Below are 14,665 nucleotides of genomic sequence, written 5' to 3'. Positions count from 1 at the left end.
CTTGGCTACCATGAAAGATGTCGCCCGTAGAGCGGGCGTCTCAACCTCAACTGTTTCTCACGTTATTAATAACAATCGTTTTGTGAGCGAGGGCGTACGTGAAAAAGTTGAGCGAGTCATCCGCGAACTGAACTATGCGCCTTCAGCGTTGGCACGCAGCTTGAAGATCAACCAAACGCACACCATCGGCATGCTGCTTACCGCCAGCAGTAACCCATTTTATGCCGAAGTGGTACGCGGCGTGGAAGACAGTTGTTATGAACGCGGATACAGTCTGATCTTGTGTAATACCGCAGGCGATGAGCAGCGGATGAATCGTAGCCTGGAAACCTTGCTGCAAAAGCGTGTTGATGGTCTGCTGATCATGTGCACGGAAAGTCATCTACCTTCAGCGGATATTCTCAACCGCTATCCTTCTATTCCTACCGTAATGATGGACTGGGCGCCGTTTGAAGGGCGCGGCGACATTATTCAGGACAATGCCTTACTGGGCGGCGAACTGGCCACGCAGCATTTAATCGACAGCGGTTATACGCAAATCGCCTGCATTGCGGGACCACTGGATAAAACCCCGGCGCGCATGCGTCTTGAGGGTTATCAGAATGCGATGGCGAAAAATGGTCTGGATATCTTGCCGGGATATATAGTGAAGGGAGATTTTGAATTCCAGGGCGGTTACAACGCGATGATTGAGCTGCTCGCGCTTGAAACCCCTCCTCAAGCGGTGTTCACCAGTAACGATGCCATGGCGGTTGGCGTTTATCATGCGTTGTATCAGGCGGGATTGCAGATTCCTCAGGACATGGCGGTGATGGGCTATGACGATATTGAACTGGCGCGTTATTTATCGCCGCCGTTAAGTACCATCCATCAGCCAAAAAATGAACTGGGCGAGTTGGCGATTGATACCTTGATCCATCGTCTGCGCGATCCCGACGTCAGCCAGCAAACGTTGGTGCTGACGCCGGAACTGATTGTACGCGGCTCCGCTTAAGCCTTTTTCTTCTTTTTATCGCGATTGCTGATCAAATTGCGGCCATCGCCATTGCGCAGCATCATGAATGTCAGCGCTGACAATACTGTGATCACACCCATTGTCAGGAAGGTCTCATGGAATTGCTGCACAGTGCTGGTTTCAAACTCCTGATAAAAGCGCAGCACCGCGGCGCTGACGGCAACACCAAAACTGATCGCCAGCTGCTGCGTTACGGCAAGCACGCTGTTGCCGCCGCTGGCGTTGTCATCATCTAAATCGGCCAAAGTTATGGTGTTCATCGCCGTAAACTGTGTCGACATTGCCATGCCAAGAATAAACAGCGGTATTAATAAGAGGAAAACGCTTTCTGCGGGTGACTGTAGCGAAAACGTGGCGATCAGAATACCGATAATGACGGTGATGCTGACTAACACACGACGATAGCCAAACCAGCGCAGCAACTGCGTTACCGTTGATTTAGCCAAAATCGATCCGATTGCGGTAGGTGCCATCATACATCCAGCAATAATCGCCGAATAACCAAAACCAACTTGCAGCATCAATGGCATGAGAAACGGCACGCATCCAGTACCCAGACGCGAAGCGATATTGCCAATAATGCCGACTGAGAAGGTGCGGGTTTTAAACATGGGTAGGCTGATCAGCGGTGAAGGATGACGGCGCGCATGCATTATATAAAGAAGAAGTAATAAAACTCCGCTGCACAATATGCCTGCGGCCAGCCAGGCAGAGACGATACGCTCACCAAATAACTCAATACCGATTGAGATCATCACCAATCCAAAGCCAAACAGCATAAAACCAAGGAAATCGAAGCGACGTTTAGGCGTGGTGAAGTCCGGCATATATTTTCGCGCATAGAAAATGCCAAGAATGCCGACAGGAATGTTAATTAGGAATATCCAGTGCCACGTGGCGTAAGTCACCATTACCCCACCGAGCAGAGGACCCAGTATTGGGCCGACCAAACCCGGCATAGTGACAAAATTAAGCACGGGCAATAATTCACTGCGCGGATAGGCGCGTAACAAAGCAAGTCGCGCAACGGGCATCATCATCGCACCGCCGACACCCTGAATAATGCGCGAGATAACCAGCATTGAGAGCGTTTGTGAAAAGGCGCAAGCCAGCGAACCCAACGTAAATAGCGAAACCGCCACAATAAATACTTTGCGCGTGCCATAGCGATCGGCAAGCCAACCGCTGACAGGAATTAGCATGGCAACAGTCAACGTATAACTAATGACGGCGGATTGCATCGCAAGGGGAGAACGTTCAAGGCTGGTGGCTATAGCAGGTAAAGCAGTGTTGAGAATGGTGGCATCCAGTGCCTGCATGAAAAATGCCATGGCAGCTATCCATGGCAGACCGGCCATACTGCGCGCGGATCGAATCATTGAGCATCCTTTTAAGGGTTATCCAGCAGTAAGATTGAAAAAGAATAGCATTGGCAACAATGCTGGGTATGCGCGTTTTTGCTGTTTGAGCGGTTTTCTGTGCGTTATTCCGGCAGGAAATGCCTGTTTTTAACCCGTTCGTTTAAAAAAGAGACGGTCAGTAATTTTATTCAAAGAAATACTTGTCAGCCCGGAAGAACTCCCTATAATGCGCCTCCACTGACACGGCAAACCGGCAACGGGATGGCGGTTCAGGAGACGCAGGAAACTGGGTCGACGGAGAAAAGCTTCTGAAAAAGAGGTTGACTCTGAGGAGGGAAAGCGTATTATACGCCCCTCGCGACAGACCGGCCAGGCCGCTGTTCGCACTGCTCTTTAACAATTTATCAGACAATCTGTGTGGGCACTCGCAGGATGGATATCAGCGTCTTAGGACGTAAAAAATATCAAGCCTCACGAGTGAACACATAATGAAATTCATTATGACGTTTTACAGATGAGCACCGCTTAACTTGTTTAAGCAAATCAAACTTAAATTGAAGAGTTTGATCATGGCTCAGATTGAACGCTGGCGGCAGGCCTAACACATGCAAGTCGGACGGTAGCACAGGAGAGCTTGCTCTCTGGGTGACGAGTGGCGGACGGGTGAGTAATGTCTGGGAAACTGCCCGATGGAGGGGGATAACTACTGGAAACGGTAGCTAATACCGCATAACGTCGCAAGACCAAAGTGGGGGACCTTCGGGCCTCACACCATCGGATGTGCCCAGATGGGATTAGCTAGTAGGCGGGGTAATGGCCCACCTAGGCGACGATCCCTAGCTGGTCTGAGAGGATGACCAGCCACACTGGAACTGAGACACGGTCCAGACTCCTACGGGAGGCAGCAGTGGGGAATATTGCACAATGGGCGCAAGCCTGATGCAGCCATGCCGCGTGTATGAAGAAGGCCTTCGGGTTGTAAAGTACTTTCAGCGGGGAGGAAGGCGATGCGGTTAATAACCGCGTCGATTGACGTTACCCGCAGAAGAAGCACCGGCTAACTCCGTGCCAGCAGCCGCGGTAATACGGAGGGTGCAAGCGTTAATCGGAATTACTGGGCGTAAAGCGCACGCAGGCGGTCTGTTAAGTCAGATGTGAAATCCCCGGGCTCAACCCGGGAACTGCATTTGAAACTGGCAGGCTTGAGTCTCGTAGAGGGGGGTAGAATTCCAGGTGTAGCGGTGAAATGCGTAGAGATCTGGAGGAATACCGGTGGCGAAGGCGGCCCCCTGGACGAAGACTGACGCTCAGGTGCGAAAGCGTGGGGAGCAAACAGGATTAGATACCCTGGTAGTCCACGCCGTAAACGATGTCGACTTGGAGGTTGTGCCCTTGAGGCGTGGCTTCCGGAGCTAACGCGTTAAGTCGACCGCCTGGGGAGTACGGCCGCAAGGTTAAAACTCAAATGAATTGACGGGGGCCCGCACAAGCGGTGGAGCATGTGGTTTAATTCGATGCAACGCGAAGAACCTTACCTACTCTTGACATCCAGAGAACTTAGCAGAGATGCTTTGGTGCCTTCGGGAACTCTGAGACAGGTGCTGCATGGCTGTCGTCAGCTCGTGTTGTGAAATGTTGGGTTAAGTCCCGCAACGAGCGCAACCCTTATCCTTTGTTGCCAGCGATTCGGTCGGGAACTCAAAGGAGACTGCCGGTGATAAACCGGAGGAAGGTGGGGATGACGTCAAGTCATCATGGCCCTTACGAGTAGGGCTACACACGTGCTACAATGGCGCATACAAAGAGAAGCGACCTCGCGAGAGCAAGCGGACCTCACAAAGTGCGTCGTAGTCCGGATCGGAGTCTGCAACTCGACTCCGTGAAGTCGGAATCGCTAGTAATCGTGGATCAGAATGCCACGGTGAATACGTTCCCGGGCCTTGTACACACCGCCCGTCACACCATGGGAGTGGGTTGCAAAAGAAGTAGGTAGCTTAACCTTCGGGAGGGCGCTTACCACTTTGTGATTCATGACTGGGGTGAAGTCGTAACAAGGTAACCGTAGGGGAACCTGCGGTTGGATCACCTCCTTACCTGAAGATACCTCCCGCGAAGTGCTCACACAGATTGTCTGATAGAAAAGTAATGAGCAAGACGGCTGCGAAGTCGTGACACACCTTTGTGTCCCCTTCGTCTAGCGGTTAGGACACTGCCCTTTCACGGCGGTAACAGGGGTTCGAATCCCCTAGGGGACGCCACTTGCTTGGTGACAGGTGAAAGGTGTCTCCACAAAATATCTCAAAGCCGGCTTTTCAGCCGTGTTTGAGATATTGCTCTTTAACAATCCGGAACAAGCTGAAAATTGAAACGACGCGCGCCGCATCCCTCCGTAATAAGGGGTGCACAGGCGACGCGTTCGAGTCTCTCAAATGCTTACAGCACGCAGCGTTGCAAAACGCCTGTGGGTTGTGAGGTTAAGCGACTAAGCGTACACGGTGGATGCCCTGGCAGTCAGAGGCGATGAAGGACGTGCTAATCTGCGTAAAGCGACGGTAAGGTGATATGAACCGCTACAGCCGTCGATGTCCGAATGGGGAAACCCGGTGCACTCAGTGCATCATCGCAACATGAATACATAGTGTTGCGAGGCGAACCTGGGGAACTGAAACATCTAAGTACCCAGAGGAAAAGAAATCAACCGAGATTCCCCCAGTAGCGGCGAGCGAACGGGGAGCAGCCCAGAGCCTGAATCAGCTTGTGCATTAGTGGAACGGTCTGGAAAGTCCGACGGTACAGGGTGATAGTCCCGTACACAAAAGTGCACAAGCTGTGAGCTCGATGAGTAAGGCGGGACACGTGGTATCCTGTCTGAATATGGGGGGACCATCCTCCAAGGCTAAATACTCCTGACTGACCGATAGTGAACCAGTACCGTGAGGGAAAGGCGAAAAGAACCCCGGCGAGGGGAGTGAAACAGAACCTGAAACCGTGTACGTACAAGCAGTGGGAGCCTCTTTTATGGGGTGACTGCGTACCTTTTGTATAATGGGTCAGCGACTTATATTCTGTAGCAAGGTTAACCGTATAGGGGAGCCGCAGGGAAACCGAGTCTTAACTGGGCGTTAAGTTGCAGGGTATAGACCCGAAACCCGGTGATCTAGCCATGGGCAGGTTGAAGGTTGGGTAACACTAACTGGAGGACCGAACCGACTAATGTTGAAAAATTAGCGGATGACTTGTGGCTGGGGGTGAAAGGCCAATCAAACCGGGAGATAGCTGGTTCTCCCCGAAAGCTATTTAGGTAGCGCCTCGTGAACTCATCTCCGGGGGTAGAGCACTGTTTCGGCTAGGGGGCCATCCCGGCTTACCAACCCGATGCAAACTACGAATACCGGAGAATGTTATCACGGGAGACACACGGCGGGTGCTAACGTCCGTCGTGAAGAGGGAAACAACCCAGACCGCCAGCTAAGGTCCCAAAGTCATGGTTAAGTGGGAAACGATGTGGGAAGGCACAGACAGCCAGGATGTTGGCTTAGAAGCAGCCATCATTTAAAGAAAGCGTAATAGCTCACTGGTCGAGTCGGCCTGCGCGGAAGATGTAACGGGGCTAAACCATGCACCGAAGCTGCGGCAGCGGCGCGCAAGCGCCGTTGGGTAGGGGAGCGTTCTGTAAGCCGTCGAAGGTGGACTGTGAGGTCTGCTGGAGGTATCAGAAGTGCGAATGCTGACATAAGTAACGATAAAGCGGGTGAAAAGCCCGCTCGCCGGAAGACCAAGGGTTCCTGTTCAACGTTAATCGGAGCAGGGTGAGTCGACCCCTAAGGCGAGGCCGAAAGGCGTAGTCGATGGGAAACAGGTTAATATTCCTGTACTTGGTGTTACTGCGAAGGGGGGACGGAGAAGGTTAGGTTAGCCGGGCGACGGTTGTCCCGGTTTAAGCGTGTAGGCTGGCAGTCCAGGTAAATCCGGACGGCCTCAAGGCTGAGGCGTGACGACGAGGCACTACGGTGCTGAAGTAACTGATACCCTGCTTCCAGGAAAAGCCTCTAAGCATCAGGTAACACAAAATCGTACCCCAAACCGACACAGGTGGTCAGGTAGAGAATACCAAGGCGCTTGAGAGAACTCGGGTGAAGGAACTAGGCAAAATGGTGCCGTAACTTCGGGAGAAGGCACGCTGGCGCGTAGGTGAAGGGACTTGCTCCCGGAGCTGAAGCCAGTCGAAGATACCAGCTGGCTGCAACTGTTTATTAAAAACACAGCACTGTGCAAACACGAAAGTGGACGTATACGGTGTGACGCCTGCCCGGTGCCGGAAGGTTAATTGATGGGGTTATCCGCAAGGAGAAGCTCTTGATCGAAGCCCCGGTAAACGGCGGCCGTAACTATAACGGTCCTAAGGTAGCGAAATTCCTTGTCGGGTAAGTTCCGACCTGCACGAATGGCGTAATGATGGCCAGGCTGTCTCCACCCGAGACTCAGTGAAATTGAACTCGCTGTGAAGATGCAGTGTACCCGCGGCAAGACGGAAAGACCCCGTGAACCTTTACTACAGCTTGACACTGAACCTTGAGCCTTGATGTGTAGGATAGGTGGGAGGCTTTGAAGCGCGGACGCCAGTCCGCGTGGAGCCAACCTTGAAATACCACCCTTTAATGCTTGATGTTCTAACGTAGGCCCGTAATCCGGGCTGCGGACAGTGTCTGGTGGGTAGTTTGACTGGGGCGGTCTCCTCCTAAAGAGTAACGGAGGAGCACGAAGGTCAGCTAATCACGGTCGGACATCGTGAGGTTAGTGCAATGGCATAAGCTGGCTTGACTGCGAGAGTGACGGCTCGAGCAGGTGCGAAAGCAGGTCATAGTGATCCGGTGGTTCTGAATGGAAGGGCCATCGCTCAACGGATAAAAGGTACTCCGGGGATAACAGGCTGATACCGCCCAAGAGTTCATATCGACGGCGGTGTTTGGCACCTCGATGTCGGCTCATCACATCCTGGGGCTGAAGTAGGTCCCAAGGGTACGGCTGTTCGCCGTTTAAAGTGGTACGCGAGCTGGGTTTAGAACGTCGTGAGACAGTTCGGTCCCTATCTGCCGTGGGCGCTGGAAAACTGAGGGGGGTTGCTCCTAGTACGAGAGGACCGGAGTGAACGCACCGCTGGTGTTCGGGTTGTCACGCCAGTGGCACTGCCCGGTAGCTAAGTGCGGAAAAGATAAGTGCTGAAAGCATCTAAGCACGAAACTTGCCCCGAGATGAGTTTTCCCTGACCCCTTGAGGGTCCTGAAGGGACGTTGAAGACTACGACGTTGATAGGCCGGGTGTGTAAGCGCAGCGATGCGTTGAGCTAACCGGTACTAATGACCCGTGAGGCTTAACCTTACAACGCCAGAGGCGTTTTGGTTGTAGAGACAGAGATTTTCAGCTTGTTCGACGGATAACCCTGCGCGGCGAAAGCGGCGCGGGACAACAGAATTTGCCTGGCGGCTGTAGCGCGGTGGTCCCACCTGACCCCATGCCGAACTCAGAAGTGAAACGCCGTAGCGCCGATGGTAGTGTGGGGTCTCCCCATGCGAGAGTAGGGAACTGCCAGGCATCAAATAAGTAAAAAAGCCCTTTGCATCCGCAAAGGGCTTTTTTACGTCCTGCATCCGGGCAGACGGCAGCGGCAAGCGCTAAATACCGCCGGCTCAGCGGCCGGCAAGCCAGCCGGCGATAAAGTCAGCCACCCGGTCAGGCCGGCTGATGTTCAGAACGGGGACGTGAAGCGCCGGGCAGGCATCGCCGGCCACGGCAATAACGTGCCCGCCGGTTAAGGCCTCAGCGCTTTCCTCAGTACCCGCCCGCCATAAAACAATTTTAGGCACAGCTTCGTTTTTAAATCCCTCCACCAAAACTAAATCCAGCTTAGAAGTATCCATACGGCTTACTAAATAATTCAAATCGAACTCTTCTGTATCGGCGTTTTCACACATTAACGCCCAGCGTTGCGAGCTGGCGACGATGACTTGATCGGCCCCGGCCTTTCTTAGCACGTAGCTATCTTTGCCTGGCGTATCAATATCCACATCGTGATGGGTATGCTTGATTAAGCCAACACGGATGCCACGCTTTTTAAGTAAAGGAATAACTTTCTGTAGCAGTGTCGTTTTTCCTGTACCGCTCCAGGCGGCTATAGCAAGTATTTTCGCTGTCATATCAGAGTACTTTTAACAGATCCTCGGGCGTGTTTATGTTACGGAAAGCTGACTCATCATCGTTGAGCTGTATTGCATGGCCACCTTGTTCTGTCAAAAACTGTATTAAGCGACGCTGGCCTTGTTGTAAATAAATCTCGAGCGCATCTGCGACACATCGATGTATTAGCGCCAATGTAGGATGATCGCGTTCTCGTGAGCACACCCATACAGCGGGTGCATCACCTTTTTGCTGTAAGAGTTGATGCACATAATCGAGAGGAATTGCTGGCGTATCGCAAGAGCAGAATACCGCCCAGTCACCAGGAATCACCTTGAGCGCACTTAAAATGCCGCCCAATGGGCCTGGATAATCGGTAATAGCATCTTGTATGACCTGGCAGCCACTCAACTGATAACGATCAATGTTACGGTTGGCGCTAATCATGACAATGTCGACTTGCGGCTCAAGCCGCTGAAGAACATGCTGATAAAGCGGTATGCCATTGAGCAGCAATAGTCCTTTGTCCTGACCACCCATGCGGCGGCCTTGACCACCGGCCAAGATGACGCCGGTTAATGCTGACATAATCATGCCCTCGCTTTTAGCTTTCTGTTAATCACGTTGTGAGGATCCCCAGATGAAATGCCATCGACTGAATGAGTTAATTGAATTACTACAACCTGCCTGGCAAAAGGAACCCGATCTCAATCTGATACCATTTTTACAGAAACTCGCACAACAGTCTGGATACAGTGGCCCATTAAGTGAATTAACGGACGACGTATTGATTTACCATCTGAAAATGCGTGACTGCGCTCAGAGCGATGAGATTCCTGGGCTGAAAAAAGATTATGAAGTCGATTTTAAAACGGCATTACTGCGTGCCCGAGGTGTCATTAAAGATGGCGAGTAATGTATCCTTGCTGGCTAACAGCATGAGACTACATAGGTAAAAAATGAGCGAAGCCGCTTTCACATTCCAGACGCTGAATCCCGACGTGATCCTTGATGCGCTATGGGATACAGGGATTCGTGTCGAGTCAGGGCTGACAGCGCTAAATAGTTATGAGAATCGCGTTTATCAGTTTAGCGATGATGACAAACGCCGTTATGTGGCAAAGTTTTACCGTCCACAGCGCTGGAATGCAGAGCAAATTAATGAAGAGCATCAATTCGCTTTGGATTTGTTGGCTGATGAAGTTCCTGTTGCGGCTCCACTGATTCTGAATGAAAAAACGTTGCAGATGCATTCTGGTTTCTTTTTTGCTGTCTTTCCCAGTTTGGGCGGCCGCCAATATGAAACTGATAATGAAGATCAGATGGAATGGGTTGGCCGTTTTTTAGGGCGCATTCACCAAACGGGGCGTAAGGCGCTGTTTGAGCATCGGCCAACGATGGGCCTGGATGAATATATCCATGAGCCTCGCCAGGTATTAGAACAGAGCAACTTAGTGCCTGCTAAGCTCAAAGCCAGCTTATTACAGGCAGTCGACAAGCTTGGCATCACTCTGCAGCAGCGCTGGCATAATGCATGGCAGCCGCTACGATTACACGGCGATTGCCATCCGGGTAATATTTTATGGCGCGATGGCCCACTGTTTGTCGATTTGGATGATGCCAGAAACGGTCCTGCTGTTCAGGATCTCTGGATGCTGATCAACGGCGATCGTCAGGAGCAGCGAATTCAATGGGATATTTTGCTAGAGGCCTACAGTGAATTCAGCGACTTCGATATTAATGAATTGTCACTGATTGAGCCTTTACGCGCGATGCGCATGGTTTATTATTTGGCCTGGGTAGTGCGCCGTTGGCAGGATCCGGCTTTTCCACGCGCCTTTCCATGGATGACAGATGAAGATTTCTGGCGCAGACAGATTTCACTATTTACCGAGCAGGAAAAGTTGTTACAGGAACCTCCTCTACAGCTTACCCCGCAATTTTAATGAAGAAGTCAGGAGAGTTTTTCACGATGAAAAAGATTTGGTTTGCACTGATTGGTTTAGTGCTGGCGTTTAGCGCGTCTGCTGCACAATTTGATGATGGTAAACAGTATGTCAGTCTGCAGAAGCCGGTCGCAGGTGAACCTCAGGTGATGGAGTTTTTCTCTTTTTTCTGCCCCCATTGCTACCAATTCGAACGCACTTACCACGTCAGTGATGCCGTGAAAAAGAACCTGCCCGAAAACGTAAAAGTGGTTAAATACCATGTTGATTTCCTGGGCGGCGATTTTGGTCCAGTTGTGACGCAGGCCTGGGCGGTTGCAATAGCATTGGGCGTTGAAAGTAAAGTCACCGCACCTATTTTTGATGGCATTCAAAAAAGCCAAACCATCAATGATGCCGCTAGTTTGAAAGAGACTTTCGTTAAAGCGGCGGGTATCTCTTCTAACGAATATGATGCTGCATGGAACAGTTTTGCCGTTAAGGCATTGGTTGCTCAGCAGCAGAAAGCGGCAGCCGATGTTAATTTACAAGGCGTGCCGGCGATTTTCGTTAATGGCAAATACATGGTAAATAATGGCGGTTTGGATACGAGCTCAATGGATAACTTCGTAGCAGATTATGCCAACGTCGTTAAATTCTTGGTTGAGAAAAAGTAATACCTGCAATCTGCCCAAAAAACGCCAGTTTAGCTGGCGTTTTTTATTTGTATTAAATTTATAAATGCACTACCCAATCTCCAGGGCATAATTTTAATATCCACACAAGGGATCACGTAATTAAAAACCTCGATCGGGTCACTGACTTTCTATAACTCAATGTATTAAAAGATATTACTCAGAAAGATAATTCTTTTGTTATGTAAATAATTAAACGTTATGATTTTTACGCACAAAGTTATCCACAGCATGATCGTTGCGATCCTCGCCTCATTTGCATCAAAAATGACGGTGATTTACCGCCATAATTCAACATTCTCGCCAAGCTGTGGCATCCTTATAGACCAATCCATGGCAACGAAGAATAGACAGACTTATGGCGCAAATAGCAGAAAATCCACTGATTCTGGTTGATGGCTCATCCTATCTTTATCGCGCGTATCACGCGTTTCCGCCGCTGACCAACAGCGCTGGCGAGCCGACTGGTGCCATGTATGGTGTGCTTAACATGCTTAAGAGCCTGTTAACTCAATACAATCCAAGTCATGTTGCTGTGGTCTTTGATGCCAAAGGCAAGACTTTTCGAGATGAACTGTTTGAACACTATAAATCTCATCGCCCACCGATGCCTGATGATCTGCGCGCGCAAATAGAGCCGTTACATGAAATGGTAAAGGCTATGGGTTTGCCTTTACTCGCGGTAAGTGGCGTTGAGGCAGATGACGTAATCGGTACGTTAGCGTTAGAAGCAGAGCAAAAAGGTCGCTCTGTTTTGATCAGTACGGGTGACAAAGATATGGCGCAGCTTGTCACACCCGCTATTACGCTAATCAACACCATGACTAACACGATCCTTGGCCCAGATGAGGTGGAACAAAAATATGGCGTACCACCTTCGCTGATCATTGATTTCCTCGCCATGATGGGCGACAGCTCGGATAACATTCCGGGTGTACCGGGCGTGGGTGAAAAAACGGCACAAGCATTGCTGCAAGGCTTGGGCGGTATGCAGTCCATTTATGACAATTTGGATAAAGTTGCTGATTTGTCATTCCGAGGAGCCAAAACCATGGCGACGAAGCTGGAACAGAATCGTGACGTCGCATTCCTGTCTTATCAGCTGGCAACGATCAAAACCAATGTTGAACTGGAGTTGACGTGCGAGCAGCTAACCGTGAGCGAACCAGATGTCGCTGCACTGCAAACGCTGTTTAGCCGTTATGAATTCAAGCGTTGGTTAGCCGACTTACAAGATGGAAAGTGGCTACAAGGTAAAAAAAACAATCAGTCCGCCCAGAAGATCTTACCTGATGAACCGGCTGAACAGCCGACCGAGACCGTCAGCGTGCTTTCTGCAGATGGCTACGTCACTATCCTTGATCAGCAGACATTTGATAGCTGGATTGAAAAACTGAGAAAAAGCGATGTTTTTGCGTTTGATTTAGAAACCGATTCGCTGGATACATTAAGTGCCAATATCGTCGGTATCAGTTTTGCTGTTGCGCCCGGTGAAGCCGCTTATCTTCCTGTCGCACATGATTACCTTGATGCGCCTGAGCAGCTTGATCGTAAAACGGTGCTGGCACAGCTCAAACCGCTGCTGGAAGACAGCACAGCCTTTAAAGTCGGTCAAAATTTAAAATATGACCGTGGGGTGCTGAAGAATTACGATATTGAGCTTGCAGGCATCAAGTTCGATACCATGCTGGAGTCATATATTCTCAACAGTGTGGTCGGCAAGCATGACATGGATAGCCTTTCTGCACGCTGGCTCAAACATAAAACGGTGACGTTCACAGAGATTGCCGGAAAAGGTAAAAATCAGCTCACATTTAACCAGATAGCGTTAGAGCAGGCGGCGCATTATGCTGCTGAAGATGCTGACGTTACGCTGCAGTTGCATTTAAAAATGTGGCCAGAGCTAGAAAAAGAAGCGGGTCCGAAAAAAGTCTTCGAGCAGATTGAAATGCCTTTATTGACGGTAATTTCACGCATTGAGCGAAATGGCGTGTTGATCGATCAAAATATTCTGGCACAGCATTCTAAAGAACTTACCACGCGTTTGGCGGAGCTTGAATTAAAAGCGCACGAGTTGGCCGGTGAGCCGTTTAACCTTTCTTCCACCAAGCAGCTTCAGGTTATTCTGTTTGAAAAGCAGGGTATTAAGCCTACTAAGAAAACGCCTGGCGGTGCGCCATCGACCAGCGAAGAGGTGTTAGCCGAACTCGCATTAGATTATCCGCTGCCAAAAGTCATTTTGGAGCATCGTGGTTTATCTAAATTGAAGTCGACTTATACTGACAAACTGCCAATGATGATAAATCCTCTGAGCGGCCGCGTTCATACCTCTTATCATCAAGCCGTTACCGCAACCGGACGCCTGTCATCTACCGATCCTAATCTGCAAAACATTCCAGTGCGCAATGACGAAGGACGTCGTATTCGTCAGGCTTTTATTGCCGCTAAGGGAAACCGTATCGTTGCGGCTGACTACTCACAGATAGAACTGCGCATTATGGCGCATCTCTCCCAGGATAAAGGCCTGTTAGATGCCTTTGCCCAAGGAGAAGATATTCACCGCGCCACGGCATCAGAGGTGTTTGGTGTTGCGCTGAGCAAGGTAAGCGGTGAGCAGCGTCGCAGCGCAAAGGCGATTAACTTCGGTCTGATTTATGGCATGAGTGCGTTCGGGCTGTCGCGGCAGTTGAACATTGGTGCAGGAGAAGCGAAAAGGTATATGGATTTATACTTTGAACGTTATCCAGGCGTGCTGCGTTATATGGAAAATACGCGACAGTTAGCCGCCGAAAAAGGCTATGTCGAAACGCTTGATGGGCGTCGACTGTGGTTGCCGGACATCACATCCAGTAACGCAATACGCCGTAAAGCTGCCGAACGTGCAGCGATTAACGCACCGATGCAAGGCACAGCTGCAGACATCATTAAGCGGGCGATGATTGCCGTAGATGGCTGGCTTGAACAGCAGGATGACAACGCGGTGAAGATGATCATGCAGGTACACGATGAATTGGTGTTTGAAGTCAACGCAGATGCAATTGAGTCAGCAAGCCAGCAGATCCGTACATTAATGGAAGGCAGTATGAAATTAGATGTGCCGTTGCTGGTGGAAGTCGGCGTCGGTGATAACTGGGATCAGGCCCACTGAATTTGACTTTGGGCCTGTAAAGGCGCTTTTTTACAGGCCCACTCAGAACCATAAGTAAATTGTTTACTTAATCGGTTCAGCCATGCCTCTTTGAGCCTGAAAAAATATGCGTTCACTAACTCTTTAACGACTAAGCATTTTTTTGGTAATTAAACTACATCTAAGAATCATTTTTGTGACGCGCCAGGTAAAAAAACTGTCAAGTTATGAAAGCCAGCTACAAAAAATCCTTTGTGGCGCAGAAAAAATCAGGTAAAGTTCGAGGCGTAGGGTACAGAGGTAAGATGTTCTATCTTTCAGACCTTTTACTTCACGTAATCGGATTTGGCTGAATTCTAGCCGCCCCA

Annotated in this window: 8 protein-coding genes, 1 tRNA gene and 3 rRNA genes; 9 read left to right on the top strand and 3 right to left on the bottom strand. The window is 50.2% G+C overall.

Annotated elements, in window-relative coordinates:
- Positions 1–10 precede the first annotated feature (10 nt).
- Positions 11–994 (top strand): ribose operon transcriptional repressor RbsR, encoded by a 984-nt coding sequence (gene rbsR, locus ACF2G4_RS14320; RefSeq protein ID WP_243079827.1) that lies wholly within the window; start codon positions 11–13, stop codon positions 992–994.
- Here rbsR and mdtD read toward each other — a convergent pair.
- The gene (gene mdtD / locus ACF2G4_RS14315) at positions 991–2,394 is read right to left on the bottom strand and encodes a multidrug transporter subunit MdtD (RefSeq protein ID WP_409075019.1); all 1,404 of its coding nucleotides are present in this window, start codon (positions 2,392–2,394) and stop codon (positions 991–993) included. The genes rbsR and mdtD overlap by 4 nt on opposite strands.
- 533 nt (positions 2,395–2,927) lie before the next feature.
- Here mdtD and ACF2G4_RS14310 point away from each other — a divergent pair.
- The 4 genes from ACF2G4_RS14310 (at position 2,928) to rrf (ending at position 7,968) form a co-directional block, all read left to right on the top strand.
- Positions 2,928–4,469: ribosomal RNA gene (locus ACF2G4_RS14310) — 16S ribosomal RNA — on the top strand.
- 90 nt (positions 4,470–4,559) lie between these two features.
- Positions 4,560–4,634: transfer RNA gene (locus ACF2G4_RS14305), tRNA-Glu, on the top strand.
- 214 nt (positions 4,635–4,848) lie between these two features.
- Positions 4,849–7,755, top strand: a 23S ribosomal RNA gene (locus tag ACF2G4_RS14300).
- 97 nt (positions 7,756–7,852) lie between these two features.
- A 5S ribosomal RNA gene (gene rrf / locus ACF2G4_RS14295) occupies positions 7,853–7,968 on the top strand.
- The 16S, 23S and 5S rRNA genes sit together here with 1 tRNA gene alongside, the layout of an rRNA operon.
- 95 nt (positions 7,969–8,063) lie before the next feature.
- Here the strand turns inward: rrf and mobB are convergent.
- Together mobB and mobA are read right to left on the bottom strand one after the other, a co-directional pair.
- Positions 8,064–8,570, bottom strand: coding sequence for a molybdopterin-guanine dinucleotide biosynthesis protein MobB (mobB, locus tag ACF2G4_RS14290; protein ID WP_409075018.1), 507 nt, complete (start codon positions 8,568–8,570; stop codon positions 8,064–8,066).
- 1 nt (position 8,571) lies between these two features.
- Positions 8,572–9,138: a molybdenum cofactor guanylyltransferase MobA gene (gene mobA, locus ACF2G4_RS14285; RefSeq protein ID WP_409075017.1), complete on the bottom strand. Its 567-nt coding sequence runs from the start codon at positions 9,136–9,138 to the stop codon at positions 8,572–8,574.
- Positions 9,139–9,190: 52 nt separating this feature from the next.
- On the opposite strand from mobA, the gene ACF2G4_RS14280 reads away from it, so the two are divergent.
- From ACF2G4_RS14280 to polA, 4 genes are all read left to right on the top strand, one after another.
- Positions 9,191–9,466 carry a YihD family protein gene (locus ACF2G4_RS14280; RefSeq protein WP_409075016.1) on the top strand — a complete coding sequence of 92 codons (276 nt, stop codon included), beginning with the start codon at positions 9,191–9,193 and terminating at the stop codon, positions 9,464–9,466.
- A 43-nt stretch (positions 9,467–9,509) separates the two neighbouring features.
- On the top strand, positions 9,510–10,496 hold the full coding sequence (locus tag ACF2G4_RS14275) for a serine/threonine protein kinase (protein ID WP_243079959.1): 987 nt from the start codon (positions 9,510–9,512) through the stop codon (positions 10,494–10,496).
- Positions 10,497–10,522: 26 nt separating this feature from the next.
- Positions 10,523–11,152: a thiol:disulfide interchange protein DsbA gene (gene dsbA / locus ACF2G4_RS14270; protein ID WP_409075015.1), complete on the top strand. Its 630-nt coding sequence runs from the start codon at positions 10,523–10,525 to the stop codon at positions 11,150–11,152.
- 376 nt (positions 11,153–11,528) lie between these two features.
- Positions 11,529–14,318 (top strand): DNA polymerase I, encoded by a 2,790-nt coding sequence (gene polA / locus ACF2G4_RS14265; protein WP_243079961.1) that lies wholly within the window; start codon positions 11,529–11,531, stop codon positions 14,316–14,318.
- Positions 14,319–14,665 lie beyond the last annotated feature (347 nt).

The organism is Pantoea phytostimulans (assembly GCF_046118715.1).
Taxonomy (GTDB): domain Bacteria; phylum Pseudomonadota; class Gammaproteobacteria; order Enterobacterales; family Enterobacteriaceae; genus Pantoea; species Pantoea phytostimulans.
Note: the sequence above shows the minus strand (reverse complement) of the source record. Positions and strands in the feature narration are given on the sequence as shown.

Bases quoted from the DNA above. Each gene is read 5' to 3' on its own strand.
- rbsR (WP_243079827.1), top strand. From the start codon at position 11: ATGAAAGATGTCGCCCGTAGAGCGGGCGTCTCAACCTCAACTGTTTCT.
- mdtD (WP_409075019.1), bottom strand. From the start codon at position 2,394: ATGATTCGATCCGCGCGCAGTATGGCCGGTCTGCCATGGATAGCTGCC.
- mobB (WP_409075018.1), bottom strand. From the start codon at position 8,570: ATGACAGCGAAAATACTTGCTATAGCCGCCTGGAGCGGTACAGGAAAA.
- mobA (WP_409075017.1), bottom strand. From the start codon at position 9,138: ATGTCAGCATTAACCGGCGTCATCTTGGCCGGTGGTCAAGGCCGCCGC.
- ACF2G4_RS14280 (WP_409075016.1), top strand. From the start codon at position 9,191: ATGAAATGCCATCGACTGAATGAGTTAATTGAATTACTACAACCTGCC.
- ACF2G4_RS14275 (WP_243079959.1), top strand. From the start codon at position 9,510: ATGAGCGAAGCCGCTTTCACATTCCAGACGCTGAATCCCGACGTGATC.
- dsbA (WP_409075015.1), top strand. From the start codon at position 10,523: ATGAAAAAGATTTGGTTTGCACTGATTGGTTTAGTGCTGGCGTTTAGC.
- polA (WP_243079961.1), top strand. From the start codon at position 11,529: ATGGCGCAAATAGCAGAAAATCCACTGATTCTGGTTGATGGCTCATCC.